Consider the following 17,313-nt stretch of genomic DNA (forward strand, 5'->3'; position numbering starts at 1 on the left):
CTGCCCCGGCCGAAGCCCTAGCGTTGCCTGTGAGCGGACCGGACCGGTCCGCGATCCGGAGGCTGGAGTGGATTCCTTGGTCGCGACGCACACCACCCGGGCGACCCTGCCTCCCGATGCGGCGGACCCGCGCGCCGGACACCCCGGCCGGCGCGGGCTCTCCCCCCATGCCCAGGGCATGCTGGCACTGCTGGTGACGGTGTCGATCTGGGCGGCGTTCGCGCTCAGCGCCCGCGCCCTGAGCAGCTCCTCGCTGCTCCCCGCGGACGCGGCCCTGCTGCGGTTCGGCCTTCCCCTCGTCGTCCTCTTCCCCGCCCTGTGGCGGCGCCGCCGCGCCATCGCCGCGGTACGGCCGGGTCCCGCCCTGAAGATCGTCTGCGGCGCCGGGGTGCCCTTCTTCCTGGCCGCGATGCACGGCGGATCCCTGACCTCCGCGGCCTTCGTCGGCTCCATCGTCCCCGGCATGGTCCCGCTCTTCGTCTCGCTGATCATGATCCGGCGGGGTCACGGCGTGCCCAGGGGCATGCAGGCCGTCGGCCTCGCGCTGATCGCGGCCGGCGTCGTCGCCCTCGTCTGGCGCTATGTCGTCCCCGTGGACACGGACGTCCTCGCCGGATCCGGCATCCTGCTGGTCGCCAGCGGCCTGTGGGCCCTCTACACCGTGGGGCTGCGCGAGGTGGACCTCGATCCCGTCGGATCGATCGGACTGCTGTGCCTGCCCTCCTTCGCGATCATCGGACTGCTCGTCCTGACCGGCGTCCTGCCCACCGGGATCGCACACGCCGCGGGCTCCGACATCGCTCTGTTCCTGGTCGTACAGGGCCTCGGCGTGGGGCTGTGCGCAGGCCTGCTGTACGCCTTCGCCATCCGCCGCCTCGGCGCCGAACGCAGCTCCGTCGTCGGCAGCCTCAGCCCCGTCGCCGTCGTCCTGCTCGCGATCCCCCTGCTCGGCGAATCACCGACCGCCGCCGTCCTCGTCGGCGTCCCCCTGATCACCGCCGGCGTCGTCCTCGCCAACCGCCGCCCCCGACCCGAGGTCCCCGCAGATGCTTGAGCTCCTCCCCACGCCGCCCACCGACCCGCTGTGGGACCTGACGTACGAGTTCGGCGGCGACGAGCGGCCCGAACGCCTGAACCTGGTCCTCGGCGTCTACCGGGACCAGACCGGCACCACCCCGGTCATGGCCGCCGTCCGCGAGGCCGAGCTCCGGCTCGCGCAGGCCTCCGAGTCCAAGGAGTACCGCGGCCTCTCGGGCAACACCGCCTTCAACGAGTCCCTGCTGGACCTGGTCCTGGGCCCCGACGGGCCCCGCGAGCGGGCCGCGGCCGTCCAGACCGTCGCGGGCTCCGGCGCCCTGCGGCTGCTCGCCGACCTGATCTTCCGCACCCGCCCGGGCGCCACGGTGTGGATCAGCGACCCGGCGTACGTCAACCACCGGCCCATCCTGGAGGCCGCCGGACTCAAGGTCCGCACCTACGGGTGGCGGGACGCCGAGGGCGGCTTCGACACGGCCGGCGTACTGCGGGAGCTGGCGGACGCGGCGCGCGACGATGTCGTCCTGCTCCAGGGGTGCTGCCACAACCCCACGGGCGTCGACCCCCTCCTGGACGACTGGGAGGCGCTCGCCGAGTCGGCCGAGCGCGGCGGCTGGGTGCCCTTCGTCGACCTCGCCTACCACGGGCTCGGCGACGGCCTGGAGGCCGACCTGCTGGCCACGCGGATGCTCGCGGCCCGGGTGCCCGAGATGCTGATCGCCGTCAGCTGCTCGAAGAACTTTGGCCTCTACAGCGACCGCGTCGGCTGCGCCCTCGTGCTCGGCGCCTCGCGGCAGGCCGTGCGGCACGCCGAGACGGCCCTGCAGAACGCCGCCCGGACCCTGTACTCCATGCCCCCCGAGCACGGCGCCGCCGTCGTGACGACGATCCTCCAGGACCAGGGGCTGCGGGCCTCCTGGCGGGCGGAACTGGACGTCATGCGCGGCCGGATCATGGCCAACCGGGCGGATCTGACCGCCCATCTCGGCAATCTCGGCTGCACGGAGCAGGCGCGCTCGCTGGCCCGGCAGAAGGGCATGTTCTCGATGCTGCCGCTGACCCCGAACCAGATGCTCCGGCTGCGCAGGCAGTACGCCATCTACGGGACGACCTCGGGGCGCATCAACATCGCGGGCATCCCGGCCCACCGCATCCCGTGCCTGGCCCAGGGGATCGCGGCGGTCCTGGACGCGGCCGAGGTGCCCCGCCAGCGCGAACCGGCCTGAGGCCGCCGGCGGTGACTTCCGCGCCCGCGCGGAAGTCACCCGGGCGTCACTTGACGTCCGTGTCCTTGAAACACCGGGAGTACACGGCGAAGTTGATCAGGTTCTCGCCTCCGTCGGAGCCGTCCATCCACTTGGCCTCCAGCTGGGTGTGGGTCGCCTCGTGGACGGCGAGGACCTCGGGCGTCTTCGCGGCGGTGTTCTCGTTCGGGCCGTTCTTCACGACCTTCCAGCCGTTCTGCGGCAGTTGCGCGGCGAGGTTCTTCATGCCCTGGCCGAGGGCGTCGTGGTCCACGCCGTACACGGACCAGACGTGCCGCACGCTGCGCATGCCCTGCTTCTTCTCCTCGCCCGTGCCGCACGGATAGGTCGCCGGCCCCCCGTCGGTCACCTTGCCCTTGACCCGGGTCATGTCGAGGGCCCTGCTCGACAGGTCGCCGACCTCCTTCTCCACGTCCTGGTGGGCGCGGGGCTGCGGGTCGTAGGTGCGCTTGTCGGAGGGTTCGCTGTCCATGAGTGTGCATCCCGATGCGAGGGTCAGGGCGCCCAGGAGCGCCAGTGCCATGACGTTGTGCCTGTTCCTGCGGATCATCAGTGCGGAGCAGCCCTTTCGAGATCGACCTGGTCGTAGCGGCCGGCTATGACGGCCGCCTGGTTGCGCAGGCTGAGGGACGCCTTGCCGTCCGCCTCGTCCCAGAAGTTTCCGTGGCCGGGGGAGTCGCTGCGCATCTTGTTGGCGCCGAAGGACTCGTCGGTCGGAATGGTCCAGTTGTCGCCGAGGCCGGCGAAGCGACCGCCGCCCGTGACGAAGTTGTCGTCGCCCCCGCCTTCCATGGCCCACACGTGCTTCGGCTTGAAGCCGAGGTCGGCGGCGTGGTCCGCCTGCATGCCGGGGCTGCCCGCCACGACCACGTCGTCGACGGGCAGGGGATCGTCCCAGGTGTCGGCGTACTCGCTGCGGTACTTCGCCGTGTCGCCGATCAGCGTGGATCCGTAGCTGTGGCCCATGAGCGTCGTGTGCGAGCTGTCGCCGGTTGCCGACCGGTGGGCCGCATCGGTGCCGTCGAGGAACTGCCGCAGGGTCGGAGCCCCCTGCTGCGCCCACTTGTCCTGGGTCGCCTCGGACACGATGGTGTTCGGGGCGTCGTAGTCGAACCAGGTGATGGTCGACACCGACTTCCCCGGCGCCAGCGCCGAGGACTCGCGCCACAGGGCGTCGCTCTTGGCGGCCTCGTCCTCGATGCTGCCCAGGGTCGTCTTCGTGCCCGGCACGAAGACGGCCGTGTGGTCCGCGGTGTCGGGGTTGCCGTTGGCCAGGATCACCCGGCCGTCGGTGTTCGCCTCGGCGTCGAAACCGAGCAGGTACGCCTGGGGCAGCCCGCGCTCGGCGCTCTCGTCGAAACGCTTCTGGATGGTGTCCATCCCCTGCAGCCGGTCCTCCAGGTGGGCCTTGCGGTCCCCGTGCCTGTCGTTCCAGGCGCTCCAGGCGTCGGTCTCCTCGCGCATCCACGCCCGCCCGCGCTGGACGTAGTGGTACTTGGGCTCGGGTTCCTTGGGGATCCCGTTGAGCTCCGTCTTGTAGAGGCCGTGCGTCTCCGCGAGGACCGTGCGGTTGGCGCTGTCGCGGACGTCCGCGGGAAGGCCGTTCATGGCCCCGACGCTCGCCGGCCGGAGGGTGATGTAGGCCTCCCTCTCCTTGTCGGAAAGGCCCTTCCACCATTCGGCGTTCAGCTCGGGGTCGCTGCCCTTCGGCGGCGGGGGCTTGATGTGCGCGAGGTAGTCCTTCGCCCCGGCCTGCACCTGGCCGGTGTCCGCCGCGACGTCGGCCCAGTCGGATTCGGAGACGACGAAGTCGTCGTCCGCCTTGAGCTTGCGGAGTCTGGGGGCCCACTGGGTGTCGGCTTCGGTGGCCTCGGCGACGGCCTGCGCGATCCGGTTGGCCATCTCCACCGCCTTCCCGAAGTTCGGGTTCGGGTGGATGTTGGCGGCCTGCCGCTCCAGCGCGGCGGACAGGTCACCCGCGTCCTTGGCGGGGTCGATGACGTTCCCGGACGGTTTGCCCTTGGCACTGCCGGTGACCGTGCCGCCCTCGGGCAGCCTGCCGTCCTTCTCCTCGCCGGCGGGCGGGTAGCTGACCGAACCGTCCGCCCCCACCGAGAACTTCGCGGCCTCCGCGTCCGCGAGTGCGGCGTCCAGCTTCGACTTGGCCGTCGTCAGCGAGGCCGCCAGAGCGTTCAGCGAGGTCGCGGCGAGCCCGCATTCGACCTGCGTGTAGTGGAAGTTCTTCGCCAGCAGCTGGAGTTGCTCCACCGCGGCGTCCACCGCCCTGCCCCTCAGCCCGGACCGGAGCCGCGTCGTGATCTGCTGCTCGGCGCTCGCATAGGCGTGGTCGGCCATGCTGCTGACCGCTCGGTAACCGTCCGCCGCCTCCGTGAACTCCGAAGGCTTGAGCGCCTTCAGCGTTGCGTAGTCCATCCCCGCGATCACCGACCCCGTACGTATCTGCGAATGCAATGGTCGGGATCTTACCTACGGGTGTCCGTGGACATGACAGTCCCCGGCAGTCCGTCGTTTCCATGAGCCATCCGCCGTCGCCGATGGCTCCCGTGGTCGACAAGTCCTGCCGGGGGCCTGGCCAGAGCCTGGATCGAAGTCACTCGGGCCCCAGGACGTCTCCTGAGGGAGGTGCGGCTCTTTCCGGTGATCCGGTGTATTAGTGAGTCTCCTCCCTATTCGTCCTGAGTCAATACTTTTCGGGACGTAGGCTGGAAGAAATTCGCGTCGCGCTCCGTACGAGGCCGACGGGAGGTGTGACATGACCGCAGCGCCGGATTTCCGGGTCGCCCGCGGGCCCGGCGCCACCGTCTGGACACCCGAGCCGGTCACCGCCGACCCCTCCAACGCCCAGACCCCGTCGGCCGCGCTGACCGGGCCCGTCACCCCCGTCGCGGCCTTCTTCGTACGCGACCACTTCGGCCTCCCGCCCACCAACCCCGGCGGGTGGCGGCTCCAGGTCGGCGGCGCCGTGGCCACCGCCTTCTCCATCGACAGCGAAGAACTGCTGGCGCTGGAGCACCGCGAGCTCGACGTCGTCGTGGAATGCGCCGGGAACGGCCGCAGCCTGATGCGGCCGGCCCCGCCCGGCCTGCCCTGGGGACAGCGGGCCGTCGGCTGCGCACACTTCGAGGGCGTGCCCTTCCGCATCCTCGCGGACCGCGCCGGCATCGACCCGGAGGCGGTCGAGGTCGTCTTCACCGGAGCCGACTCCGGCACCGTCCGCGGCCGCCGGACCCCCTTCGAACGCAGCCTCCCGCTCGCCGCGGCCCGCCACCCCGACACCCTCCTCGCCACCCGCATGAACGGCGAGCCGCTCACCCCGGAGCACGGCGCGCCGGTCCGCCTGGTGGTCCCCGGCCGCTACGCCGTCGCAGATGTGAAGTGGCTGGTCGGGGCGCGGGCCGTGACCGCACCCTTCACCGGGGTCTTCCAGGCCGAGGAATACCTCTACGTCACCCCGCACGGCACCCCCGAAGGGCCCGTGACGAGCCTGCGGGTCAAGTCGCTCATCACCGAACCCGCACCGGACGAGGACCTGCGCCGGGGCCACGAGACCCTGGTCCGCGGCCACGCCTGGTCGGGCGACGGGGTGCCCGTGCGCAGGGTCGAGGTGCGGGCCGAACACGAGGACGACGGCCGCGACCCGGACCACGTCCGGGGCTGGCACGAAGCCGTCCTCGAACCGCCGGCCGGCCCCTACGCCTGGCGCGGCTGGTCCTACCGGTGGACCCCGCAGCAGCCGGGACCGTACCGGCTGCTGTCCCGCGCGACCGACGCCCGCGGCGCCGCACAGCCGCCGCAGGCCCCGTGGAACGCCCGCGGCTACGGCTGCAACCCCGTGGCCTCCGTAGAAGTGGTGGTCGTATGAACGGTTCCGAGGCGACGATCGAGGTCATCGCCACCCCGTCCCTCGGGGACACCAGCTACCTGCTCGTCAGCGGCGACGAGGCCGCCCTCGTCGACCCGCAGCGGGACGTGTGGGGGCTGATGGACGCTTGCGCCGCCAAGGGCGTCCGGATCCGGTACGTCCTGGAGACGCACGTGCACAACGACTACGTCTCCGGCGCGCTGGAGGTCCGGGCGGCGACCGGCGCCACCGTCGCCGGGCCGGCCCGCGCCCCGTACGCCTTCGACCACCTGCCCATGGCCGAGGACGACGAGATCCGCGTCGGCGACGCGACCGTACGGGCCGTGGAAACACCCGGCCACACCGCCGAACACACCTCCTACCTGGTCTTCGACGACGCAGGCACCGCCCCGTCGGCCGTCTTCACCGGAGGCAGCCTCCTCGTCGGCAACGCCGGCCGCACCGACTTGTCCGGCAGCGGCCGCACGGAGGAACTCGCCCGGGCCCAGTACCGGACCCTGCGCCGGCTCGCCCTGCTCCCGGACGGCACCCGCGTGCTGCCGACGCACGGCGCGGGCAGCTCCTGCGCGGCCGGCCCGGTGTCGGGGGAGCGGACCAGCACGGTCGGCGCGGAGCGGCGCACCAACCCCGTCCTGACCGCCCAGGACGAGGAGGAGTTCGTCAGGGGACGGCTGTCGGACCTGCCCGCGTACCCCGCCTACTACCGCCACATGGCACCGGTCAACCGGCACGGGCCGCGGGTCCTCGGCGGCCCGCCCGTGCTCCGCGCGCTCACCCCGGCCATGGTGGAGGGGCTCGCCGGCGGCGGCGCGCAGATCGTCGACGCGCGCGACCGGGCGGCCTTCGCCGCCGGCCACCTGCCCGACTCGATCTGCGACGAGCTCGACGAGCGCTTCGCGAGCCTGGTCGCCGAGGTCGTGCCCTTCGGCACACGGATCGTCCTCGTCCTGCCGGAACCGGCCGCGGACGCCGCGCACGAGGCGGTGGCCCAGCTCCTGCGGATCGGATACGACGACATTGCCGGGTACCTGGCGGGCGGCATCGACGCCTGGGCGGCCGCCGGCCGGCCGCTGCGCACCTTCCGCACCGCGGACGCGGCCGCGCTGGCCGGGCACCCCGACGGCAGGCGGGTGCTTGACGTGCGGCCGGACCGCCCCGAGGGCGGACTCCCCGGCTCCCTCGCCGTACCCCTCGCCGAACTGCCCCGCAGGATCGGCGAGCTGCCCCGGGACCGGGAGCTCTGGGTGGTGTGCGGCAGCGGCCGCCGGGCGGCCGTCGCGGCGGGCCTGATCGACCGGGCGGGGATCCCGGTGACCGCGGTCATCAGCGGCGGCGCCCTGGATCTGATCGCGCACGCCTGACCGGGGGCCGGGGGCCACCGCACGGCCCCGTCGACCGGCTCCCCGTCGCGCGGTGTGCCGTCGCGGTGTGCCGTCGCCCGGTTTCCCGCCGCCCCCGCGGAGGTACTGGTCCTACCCGCCCTTCCGGCGGACACAGCGCCCGGCGCCGATGCCTCGGATAGGGTGAATCGGTAGGAATCAGGCCCCCGGGGTGAGGTCGGTGTGGACACGTACCAGTCGACGAGCGAGGTGCCGGACCCGCCGGCGGCGGTTGTCGGCTACGCGGGCGTGCTCCGCGAGCTGCTGCCGATCGCCCTGTGGCGGGAGGACGCCGACGGGCGCATCGCGGAGTGGTCCCTGGCCGCCCAGGACCTGCTCGGGCACCGCCCCGAGGACATCCTCGGCCGCCCCGGTACCTCCGTACTGGTCCCCGAGGCCAACCACGAGCTCGCCGACCAGCTGACCCGCCGCGTCCAGGCGGGCGAGACCGTCGTCGGCACCCTCCCCGTGCGCCACCGCGACGGGCACCGCGTCGTGATGGAGATGTGGATCGTCCCCGCCGTCGACGCCTCCGGGCGGACCGGCGCCCTGCTCATCGCCGTGGAGACCTCCGAGGTCCTCCACATGCGCGACTCCCTGGCCGCCCTGCAGAGCCTGTTCACCCAGTCGCCCATCGGCCTCGCCACCCTCGGCCCCGACCTGCGCTTCCTCCGGGTCAACGACGCGCTCGCCCGGATGAACGGCGTCTCCGCCGCCGAGCACCTCGGCAAACGGCTCACCGAAGTGGTCCCCGGCGTCAACGCCGCCGCCCTGGAGGCGACGATGCGGCAGGTCCTGGACCGCGGCACCGCCGTCGTCGACGTCCGCCGCACCGGGCGGACCCCCGCCGACCCCGAGCACGACCGGACCTGGTCCTGCTCCTACGCCCCGCTCCTGGACGGCTCCGGGCGCCCCCTCGGCCTGATCGCCTCCCTCATCGACATCACCGAGAGCCAGCGGGCCCAGGCCGAGGCCGAGCTGGCCCAGCACCGCTTCGCCCTGCTCGCGGAGGCCGGCACCCGCATCGGCACGACCCTGGACCTGCACCGGACCGCCCAGGAAGTGGTGGAACTGCTGGTGCCGCAGCTCTCGGACTCCGCCGACGTCCAGCTGCTGGAATCCGTCCTGGGCCCCGACGAGAGCGCAGCGCCCGCGGCCTCCGCCCGCGGGGTCCTGCGCCGCCTGGCGGCCCACTTCCCCGACCCGACGGCCCCCACCGCGAGACTCGCCGCAGGCCAGACCTTCCAGATCCCCGCGGGCACCGTCTACGAGCAGGTCATCACCGAGGGCCGGCCCATGAACCTCTACGTCTCCGACATCCCGGCACTGATCACCTCCCCGCGCGCCGACGCCCTGCGGTCCTACCTGGCCACCCTGGGCTCGGCCCGCCTCGTCCCGCTCGTCGCCCGCGGCACCGTGCTCGGAGCCGTCGCCGTCACCCGGACGCGCGAGCGCGAGCCCTTCGACGAGCAGGACTGCGTACTGGTCGACGAGCTCGTCGCCCGGGCGGCCCTCAACATCGACAACGCCCGCATGTACACCCGCCAGCGCCAGGCCGCCCTGACCCTCCAGCGCAGCCTCACCAACAGCGTCCTGCCCGCAGTCCCCGGCCTCGAACTCACCGGCCGCTACCTCCCCGCCAGCGACCACGACGTCGGCGGCGACTGGTTCGACGCCATCCCGCTGCCCGGCGGCCGCACCGGGCTCGTCATCGGCGACGTCATGGGCCACGGAATCCACGCGGCTGCCGTCATGGGCCAGCTGCGCACGGCCGTACGGACCCTCGCGCGCCACGGCGTACCCCCCGCACAACTGCTCCGCTCCCTCGACGCCGTCGTCGCCGACCTCGGCGAGGACGAGATGGCCACCTGTGTGTACGCCGTCCACCACGCGGCATCGGGCACCTGCGTGATCGCCCGCGCCGGCCACCCGCCGCCCGCCGTCGTCGCCACCGACGGGTCAGTGACCTTTCTCCACGGCCCGCCCGGGACCCCGCTGGGAGCCGGCGGGCGGGACTTCCGCACCGAGGAGGTGCACCTGCCCCCGGGCAGTCTGCTCGTCCTCTACACCGACGGACTCATCGAGGCCCGCGACCGCGACCTCGACCAGGGCATGGAACAGCTGGGACAGGCCCTGCACGGGGTCGCACAGCCCCTGGAGGGACTGTGCGACCAGATCCTGCGGCGGCTGCTCCCCAGCGCCCAGGAGGACGACGTGGCCATGCTGCTGGCCCGCTCCCGGCCGCTGTGACCCGCCCGCCGGGAACGGGCCCCGGGCGGACCCCGGCGGCCCCCTGGGACCGCCGCGTCACCAGGCCATGTCCTCCAGCGCGTCCAGGTCCGGCTGGGCCGGCGGCTGCGGCTCCGCGCCGCCGGTCAGCGGCAGCTCGGCCCAGATGACCTTCCCGCGGTCCGTGTAGCGGGTGCCCCACCGTTCGGCGTACTGCGCGACGAGGAACAGCCCGCGCCCGCCCTCGTCGGTGGTGGCGGCGTACCGCAGGTGCGGTGAGGTGCTGCTGCCGTCGGAGACCTCGCAGATCAGGCTCCGGTCGCGCAGCAGGCGGACCCTGACGGGCGCGCTCCCGTACCGGATCGCGTTGGTGACCAGCTCGCTGAGGATCAGCTCCACGGCGAAGGCGATGTCCCCCAGGCCCCACTCGACGAGCTGCGCCGAGCCGGCGTTGCGCACCCGGGACACGGCCGAGTGCTCTCCGGGCACCTCCCATTCGGCGATCCGGTCCGCCTCCAGCCGCCGGGTGTCCGCGATCAGCAGCGCGATGTCGTCGCTCGGCGCCGGGAACAGCATCGCCGCGAGCACGTCCGAGGCCGCCTGGTCGGGGCTGCGGCCGGGACGGGACAGCGCTTCGGCGAGCAACTGCAGCCCGGTGTCGAAGTCCCGGTCGCGGTCCTCCACGAGACCGTCCGTGAAGAGCACCAGCCGGCTCCCCTCCGCCAGCTGCAACTCGACGGCCTCGAAGGGCATCCCGCCCACGCCGAGCGGGAGTCCGGCGGGCAGCTCGGGAAACTCCACCCGGCCGTCGGAGCGGATCAGTGCCGGCCCGGGATGTCCGGCGCTCGCCATCCGGCACCGCCCTGAGACCGGGTCGTAGACCGCATAGAGACAGGTGGCGCCGGTGACGGCGGAAGGGCGCTCGGACGCACCGGCGGGCCCCGCGTGCTCCCCGTCCGCTGCGCCCCCGTCACCGTCCCCGTCCGCGTTTCCGCCCCCGCCCCTGGCCTCGTCCTGGTCGATCCGGTTGATCAGCTCGTCCAGGTGTCCGAGCAGCTCGTCGGGCGGCAGGTCCAGGGTGGCGAAGTTGTGCACCGCGGTCCGCAGCCGGCCCATGGTGGCCGCGGCGTGCACCCCGTGGCCGACGACATCGCCCACGACCAGCGCCACGCGGGCGCCCGGGAGCTGGATCACGTCGAACCAGTCGCCTCCCACCCCGGCCTTCGCCGGCAGGTAGCGGTAGGTCACGTCCACGGCGCTCTGGTCGGGCAGCACCCTGGGCAGGAGCCTGCGCTGGAGGGTGACGGCCACCGCGTGCTCGCGGGTGAAGCGGCGGGCGTTGTCGATGGAGACGGCCGCCCGCGCACCCAGCTCCTCCGCGAAGGACAGGTCCTCCTCGTCGAAGGGCTCCGGGGTGTCGGCGCGCCAGAAGTTGGCCATGCCCAGGACCACCCCGCGGGCCTGGAGGGGTACGGAGATCAGCGAGTGCAGTCCGTAGTCGAGGGCCACGCGGGTCCCCTCGGAGTCCTGGGCCCGCCAGCCCATGGCGGCGTTCAGATCGGCCGCCAGCACCGCGTGCCCTTCGTCCAGGGCCGCCGCCATCGGGGCCGTCGGCACCTCGAACCGGATGACGTCGCCGACCGGCTGGAGCGGCGAGTCGGTGCGCACGCCGGTGATGGCCGCCCGGCGCATCTCGGTGTAGACGCCGGCGACGTCCGAGGGCTCGTCACCGCGCAGTACGGGCTCCAGCAGCTCCACCGTCACGAAGTCGGCGAAGCGCGGTACGGCCACCTCCGACAGCTCCTCGGCGGTCCGCACCACGTCCAGCGTGGTGCCGATCCGCACGCCCGCGTCGTACAGCAGTTGGAGGCGGCTGCGGGCGACCTCGGCCCGGCCGGTCAGCGACGCGAGCTCGGTCGTGTCGCGCAAGGTCACCACGCGGCCCGCCGGCCGCCCTGCGTACGCCATGGTCGGCCGCACGTTGACCGCGAGCAGCCGGTCGCCCGCCAGGTGCACGTGGTCCGTGACGACCCGGCCCGAGGCGAGGAGCTCGGTGGTGCGGGGGTCGAGGCCGAGGCCGCCGACGGCGCGCTCCTCGGCGTCCTGCGGCAGGTCCAGGAGCCTGCGGGCCTCGTCGTTGGCCAGGATGAGCCGCTGGTCGTTGCCGATGATGAGGACGCCCTCGCGTACGGCGTGCAGGACGGCCTCGTGGTGTTCGTTCATCCGGGTCATCTCGGCGGCGCCCAAACCCCGGGTCTGGTGCAGCAGCCGCCGGCTGACCAGGGCGGCGCCGGCGGTGCCGAGCAGCAGACCGCCGGCCGCGGCGCCCACGAGGAGCGGGAGCTGCCCCTCCACCGCGTGGGAGACGTTCTCCACCTCTATGCCGGTGCCGACCAGGCCGATGACGGCGCCTTCCGCGTTCCGCACGGGGACCACGGCCCGGACGGCGTCGCTCGGCTGGCCCTCGAAGACCTCCGTGAAGGACTCCCCGGCGACGGCCCGGGAGACGTCGGAGGCGCGCTGGCCGATCAGCTCGGGCCGCGAGTCGGTGTAGCGGACCCCGCGGACGTCCATCACCGCGATGAAGTCGAGGCCCGAGGCCCTGCGGGCGGCCTCGGCCAGCGGCTGGAGCGCGGCCGTCGGATCCCGGGACATCAGCGCCTCCGGCAGGCCGGGGGCGTGCGCGAAGGCCTCGGCGGCCGCGAGGGAGCGGTTGCGGGCGTCGCGCTGGATGTCGTAACGGGCCTGGAAGACCAGGGCCAGCGCGGCGGCGGTGATCAGCAGCAGCACGATCACCGCCTGGAGGGCGAAGACCTGACCGGCGACACTGTGCGCCCCCCGGGACAGGCGCGCGGACATGCGCGAACCCCTCCCGGTCGGCTGTCGACCAAAACGTCCGGTCATGAGCCCTTTCTAACACTGTCCCGGGGTTTGGGCGTGGCCGGGCGGCGGAGCCGGCCGCGCAGCGCGGCCGGCCGCCCGCTCCGGCCCGTGGAACGCCCGAGGCCCGGCCCCCCGGGCGGGGGGCCGGGCCTCGGGGCCGGGTGGGTCAGAGGACGTCGGCGGCGATGTTCGCCGCGACCTGCTCCAGGAGGGGACCCGCGTTCGGGATGGACTTGGCCGGGTCGGGCTCCAGGTCCGTCAGCGGGTACGCCTTGCGGATACCGGCCCCCTCCAGGGCCTCCTGGCCGAGCAGCAGCCGGCCGCAGACCGCCACGACGGGCTTGCCGGCGGCGCGCGCCGCCGCCGCGACACCCGCGGGGGCCTTGCCGTGCAGGGTCTGCTCGTCCAGCGAGCCCTCACCGGTGATGACGAGCGTGGCCCGCTCCAGCGCCGGCGCGAAGCCCAGCACCTCCAGCATCAGCTCGATGCCGGGGCGGAAGCTCGCGCCCAGCAGCAGCGCGCCGTAGCCGATGCCGCCCGCACCGCCCGCGCCCGGGGAGGCGGCGAGCTCGGCGGCCTTCGGGCCGATCGCCTTCTCCAGCACCTGCGCGTAGTGCGCCAGCGCCGCGTCGAGCGTCGCCACGTCCTCGGGCGAGGCGCCCTTCTGCGGGCCGTAGACGGCCGCGCAGCCCTTCGGGCCGGTCAGCGGGTTGTCCACGTCGCTGGCCAGGACGAAGTCGACCTCCGCGAAGCGGGGGTCCACGCCCGACAGGTCGGCCGAGGCCAGGTCGGCCAGCGCGCCGCCGCCCGGACCGACCGGTTCGCCGTTCGCATCCAGGAACACCGCGCCGAGGGCCGCGAGCATGCCGGCACCGCCGTCCGTGGTGGCGCTTCCGCCGACGCCGAAGACGATCGAGCGGGCGCCCGCGTCCAGGGCGGCCTTGAGGACCTCGCCCGAGCCGTACGTGGTCGCCGTCAGCGCGGCGAAGGTGCCCGCCGGCAGCAGCTGGAGACCGGAGGCCTCCGCCATCTCGACCACCGCGGTGCCCCCGCGCAGCGCGAAGGCGGCCGTGACCTGGTCCCCGAGGGGCCCGGTGACCCGTACCTCCCGGCGTTCGAAACCGGCCGCGACGGCGGCCGCGACCGTGCCGTCGCCGCCGTCCGCGACGGGGAGCGTCTCGATCTCCACGCCCGGTACGGCCCTGCGAAGGCCGGCCGTCACCCGCTCCGCGACCTGAACGGCCGTGAGCGAGCCCTTGAATTTGTCCGCGGCGATGAGCACGCGCGCGGCCTCAGTTACTGCTCCGTCCGTCACCTTTGCTATCCCTTGCTATCGAACAGTGCAGTCGCGCCGCCATGAGCTTATCCGGAGGATCCTCCTATGCCCATGAGTGGCCTGGGCCACACCCGGCGCGCCATGCGTCTAAATAGGGATATACGCCTGCATAGTGTGGCCGCATGAGCGCCGAATCACTGGAACAGCCACGTCCGGACACCCCCGGAGGGGGCCCCGGCAGTCCGGTGGACGGCGCCCCCGACCACACCGTCGTCGCCGTCGGCGTGATCGCCGTGCTGGCCGTCGTCGCCTGGGCGGCACTCGGCAAGGACTCCTTCGACACCGCCTCCACCACCGCGCTGGCCTGGGTCCTGAACAACTTCGCGTGGCTCTTCGTGATCGCTGCCGACGTCTTCCTCGTCATGTGCGTCGTCCTCGCGATCAGCCGCTTCGGCCGGATCCGCCTCGGCGCCGACGACTCCGAGCCCGAGTTCACCAACCTGTCGTGGATCGCGATGATGTTCAGCGCCGGCATGGGCATCGGCCTGATGTTCTACGGCGTCGGGGAGCCGCTCACCCACTACCTGGCCCCGCCGCCCGCCTCCGGAGCAGCCCCCCGAACGGGCGCGGCCGCCCTCGCGGCCATGGAGTACTCCTTCTTCCACTGGACCCTCACCCCCTGGGCCATCTACGGCATCGCCGGCCTCGCCCTCGCCTACGCGACTTTCCGCAAGGGCCGCGGCAACCGCCTCAGCTCCGCCTTCGTCCCCCTCATCGGCCGCAAGCGCGCCGACGGCGGCCCCGGCAGGGCCATCGACCTGCTCGCCGTCTTCGCCACCGTCTTCGGCACCGCCACCAGCCTCGGCCTCGGCGCGCTCCAGGTGTCCAAGGGGCTCAGCCTCACCACCGGGATCGAGGACTCCACCACCGTCGAGCTGATCATCATCTGCTCGCTCTCGGCCGCCTTCGTGCTCTCCGCCTTCTCCGGCCTGCACAAGGGCGTGAAGTGGCTGAGCACCAGCAACATCGTGCTCGCCGCCGTCCTGATGCTCTTCGTCTTCCTGCTCGGCCCCACCGTCTACATCCTCGACGTCATCCCCTCCAGCGTCGGCGGCTACCTCAGCGAGCTGCTGCCCATGGCCAGCCGCACCGGAGCCTTCACCGACAGCGCCTGGCTCGGCGCGTGGACGATCTTCTACTGGGCGTGGTGGCTCTCCTGGGCCCCCTTCGTCGGCACCTTCATCGCCCGCATCTCACGGGGCCGCACCATCCGCGAGTTCCTCATCGGCGTGCTGCTCGTCCCCAGCGGGGCCACCGTCGTCTGGTTCTGCGTGATGGGCGGCACCGCCATCCGGCTCGACTCCACCGGCGCCGTCGACTTCGCGGCCGAACTCAAGGAGGGCACCGAGGCCTCCCTCTTCGCCATGCTGGACGCGCTGCCGCTGTCCGCGCTCACCTCGTGGGTCGCCATGGTCCTCGTCATGACCTACTTCGTGACCAGCGCGGACTCCGCCTCCCTGGTCATGGGCTCCCTCACCAGCCGCGGCTCCCTCCACCCGCCCACCTGGCTCGTCGTCACCTGGGGCGTGCTCATGGCCGCCGTGGCCGCCGTACTCCTCGTCGCGGGCGGACTGAAGTCCCTGCAGACCGCCACCATCCTGGTCGCGCTGCCCTTCGTCGTCGTCATGCTGCTGCTCTGCTGGGCCCTGGTGAAGGAGCTGCGCGAGGACCCCGGCGCGGGACCCGCCCGCCACCATCCCCTGCACGGCATGCGGGACGCCGTCCGGGCCATGGTCGGCGACGCCGTCACCGAACAGGGGCGGGCGGCCGACCGGCCGCCCCCTCGGTAGGGTGGCCGGGTGACCACCACGGATGACTTCGCCACCTACATCGCGAGCCTGCCCCGGGTGCTGGCCGGAGCGGCCGCCCTCTACCGGGACGCCGAGGGCCGGGTCCTGCTCGTCGAGCCGAACTACCGCGAGGGCTGGGCCCTGCCGGGCGGCACCATCGAGTCGGACCAGGGCGAGTCGCCGCGCACCGCCGCCCGCCGGGAGAGCGCCGAGGAGATCGGCGTCGACATCCCCCTCGGCCGCCTCCTCGCCGTGGACTGGACGCTAGGCCCCGGCCGCCCGCCGCTCGTCGCGTACCTCTACGACGGGGGAGTGCTCGACGCGGCCCAGTTCGCCTCGATCAGGCTCCAGGAGGAGGAACTGATCTCGTGGCGGCTCGTCGACCCCGCCGAACTCACCGCCTACCTGCCCGGATCCCTCGGCCGACGCGCCGAAGAGGCCTACCGGGTCCTCCAGTCGGGTGAGGGCACCGTGGAACTGGAGAACGGCCGGCCCCCGGTCACCACGTAAACACCCGGCTTACTTCGACCAGGACAGAATCAGAAGATGATCACGATGTACGCCTGGCCCAGCACGGCTGACGGGCCGGACGCCCTGCCCATGGTCCACTTCACGACGGACCAGCAGGCCGGTGGCGAGGTCACCCCCGACGGGACGCCGGTGTGGCTCTTCGACACCGCGATACGCGAGGGCGGCTGGGCCCAGTTCGCCGACTTCGAGGGCTGGTCCACCCCCGCCGCCGACTGGCGGGCCCTCTACCGCCGCGAGGACGACTTCCTCGCCGTCACCGGCCCCGGCGCCTGCGAGGGCTGGTACGAGGGCAACCTCGGCGCCGACACCGACTGGGTGGCGGCGGCCGCCACCCAGCAGAGCGTGGTGCTGCTCGCCGCCCCCGTGCAGCACCCCTCGCTCTACGGCTACGCCGTGGAGGCCGGCGCCGCCTTCGCCCTGCTCGTCCCGCTCCTCGTGGTCTGACCCGGGGTCAGGCCAGCAGCTTGGCCTTGGCGCGGTCGAACTCCTCCTGGGTGATGTCGCCCTTGTCCTTGAGGGCGGAGAGCTTGTGCAGCTCGTCCGCCGAACCGCCGCCGGGGCCGGCCGCCTTCTGGACGTACTGCTTGAAGGCCGCCTCGTTCTCCTGCATCTGCTTCATGTCCCGCTCGCCCATGCTCTTCCCGCGGGCGATGAGGTACACGAACACGCCGAGGAACGGCAGGATCAGCACGAAGATCAGCCATCCGGCCTTCCCCCAGCCGCTCATCGTGTGGTCACGGAAGATATCCGTGATGATCTTGAAGAGCAGGAAGAACCACATGATCCACAGGAACAGCCACAGCATCGTCCAGAAGAGGTTCAGAAGCGGATAGTCGTCCATGCCCGGCTCCGATCGTGTAGCGGTATTCCTTTCATACAGGCGCTCCCGTATGTCCGCATGCGGAGCGATATGCCGCCGGACCCCCTTGGAGTGACTTCGGCCCCGCCGCCGCTGCGGCACCCCCGCCGGACGGCGCCCGGA

At 72.9% G+C, this 17,313-nt stretch carries 13 protein-coding genes; 8 read left to right on the top strand and 5 right to left on the bottom strand.

Annotated elements, in window-relative coordinates:
- Window positions 1-67 precede the first annotated feature (67 nt).
- Together E6U81_RS11945 and E6U81_RS11950 are read left to right on the top strand one after the other, a co-directional pair.
- A complete protein-coding gene (locus E6U81_RS11945) occupies window positions 68-1,054 on the top strand; it encodes a DMT family transporter (protein WP_240803773.1) in 987 nt (328 codons plus the stop codon).
- A complete protein-coding gene (locus E6U81_RS11950) occupies window positions 1,047-2,261 on the top strand; it encodes an aromatic amino acid transaminase (RefSeq protein WP_136230053.1) in 1,215 nt (404 codons plus the stop codon). Before E6U81_RS11945 ends, E6U81_RS11950 begins: the two co-directional genes overlap by 8 nt.
- Window positions 2,262-2,307: 46 nt before the next feature.
- Here E6U81_RS11950 and E6U81_RS11955 read toward each other — a convergent pair whose 3' ends face one another.
- Complete coding sequence (locus E6U81_RS11955) at window positions 2,308-2,772, bottom strand: hypothetical protein (RefSeq protein ID WP_136230054.1); 465 nt, start codon at window positions 2,770-2,772, stop codon at window positions 2,308-2,310.
- Window positions 2,773-2,849: 77 nt separating this feature from the next.
- Complete coding sequence (locus E6U81_RS11960) at window positions 2,850-4,733, bottom strand: alpha/beta hydrolase (protein ID WP_136230055.1); 1,884 nt, start codon at window positions 4,731-4,733, stop codon at window positions 2,850-2,852.
- A 340-nt stretch (window positions 4,734-5,073) separates the two neighbouring features.
- Here E6U81_RS11960 and E6U81_RS11965 point away from each other — a divergent pair, with 340 nt between their 5' ends.
- The 3 genes from E6U81_RS11965 (at window position 5,074) to E6U81_RS11975 (ending at window position 9,812) form a co-directional block, all read left to right on the top strand.
- Window positions 5,074-6,183: a sulfite oxidase gene (locus E6U81_RS11965; RefSeq protein ID WP_136230056.1), complete on the top strand. Its 1,110-nt coding sequence runs from the start codon at window positions 5,074-5,076 to the stop codon at window positions 6,181-6,183.
- Window positions 6,180-7,544: an MBL fold metallo-hydrolase gene (locus tag E6U81_RS11970; RefSeq protein ID WP_136230057.1), complete on the top strand. Its 1,365-nt coding sequence runs from the start codon at window positions 6,180-6,182 to the stop codon at window positions 7,542-7,544. Before E6U81_RS11965 ends, E6U81_RS11970 begins: the two co-directional genes overlap by 4 nt.
- 201 nt (window positions 7,545-7,745) lie before the next feature.
- A complete protein-coding gene (locus E6U81_RS11975; RefSeq protein WP_136230058.1) occupies window positions 7,746-9,812 on the top strand; it encodes a SpoIIE family protein phosphatase in 2,067 nt (688 codons plus the stop codon).
- A gap of 57 nt (window positions 9,813-9,869) precedes the next feature.
- Here E6U81_RS11975 and E6U81_RS11980 read toward each other — a convergent pair whose 3' ends face one another.
- Both E6U81_RS11980 and E6U81_RS11985 read right to left on the bottom strand, forming a co-directional pair.
- A complete protein-coding gene (locus E6U81_RS11980) occupies window positions 9,870-12,650 on the bottom strand; it encodes a SpoIIE family protein phosphatase (RefSeq protein ID WP_136230059.1) in 2,781 nt (926 codons plus the stop codon).
- Between the two features lie 190 nt (window positions 12,651-12,840).
- Entirely contained in the window at window positions 12,841-13,989 is a 1,149-nt protein-coding gene (locus tag E6U81_RS11985) for a glycerate kinase (RefSeq protein WP_136230060.1), read from the bottom strand.
- Window positions 13,990-14,132: 143 nt separating this feature from the next.
- Between E6U81_RS11985 and E6U81_RS11990 the strand changes: the two genes are divergently transcribed.
- The 3 genes from E6U81_RS11990 to E6U81_RS12000 are packed head-to-tail and all read left to right on the top strand — an operon-like array spanning window position 14,133 to window position 16,775.
- Window positions 14,133-15,800 carry a BCCT family transporter gene (locus E6U81_RS11990; RefSeq protein ID WP_136230061.1) on the top strand — a complete coding sequence of 556 codons (1,668 nt, stop codon included), beginning with the start codon at window positions 14,133-14,135 and terminating at the stop codon, window positions 15,798-15,800.
- A 9-nt stretch (window positions 15,801-15,809) separates the two neighbouring features.
- On the top strand, window positions 15,810-16,310 hold the full coding sequence (locus tag E6U81_RS11995; RefSeq protein ID WP_136230062.1) for an NUDIX hydrolase: 501 nt from the start codon (window positions 15,810-15,812) through the stop codon (window positions 16,308-16,310).
- 36 nt (window positions 16,311-16,346) lie between these two features.
- The gene (locus tag E6U81_RS12000; protein ID WP_136230063.1) at window positions 16,347-16,775 is read left to right on the top strand and encodes a hypothetical protein; all 429 of its coding nucleotides are present in this window, start codon (window positions 16,347-16,349) and stop codon (window positions 16,773-16,775) included.
- A gap of 7 nt (window positions 16,776-16,782) precedes the next feature.
- On the opposite strand, the gene E6U81_RS12005 is transcribed toward E6U81_RS12000, so the two are convergent.
- The gene (locus E6U81_RS12005; protein ID WP_136230064.1) at window positions 16,783-17,172 is read right to left on the bottom strand and encodes an SHOCT domain-containing protein; all 390 of its coding nucleotides are present in this window, start codon (window positions 17,170-17,172) and stop codon (window positions 16,783-16,785) included.
- Window positions 17,173-17,313: the final 141 nt, after the last annotated feature.

Source organism: Streptomyces sp. A0592, from assembly GCF_004795115.1.
GTDB classification, from domain to species: Bacteria; Actinomycetota; Actinomycetes; order Streptomycetales; family Streptomycetaceae; genus Streptomyces; species Streptomyces erythrochromogenes.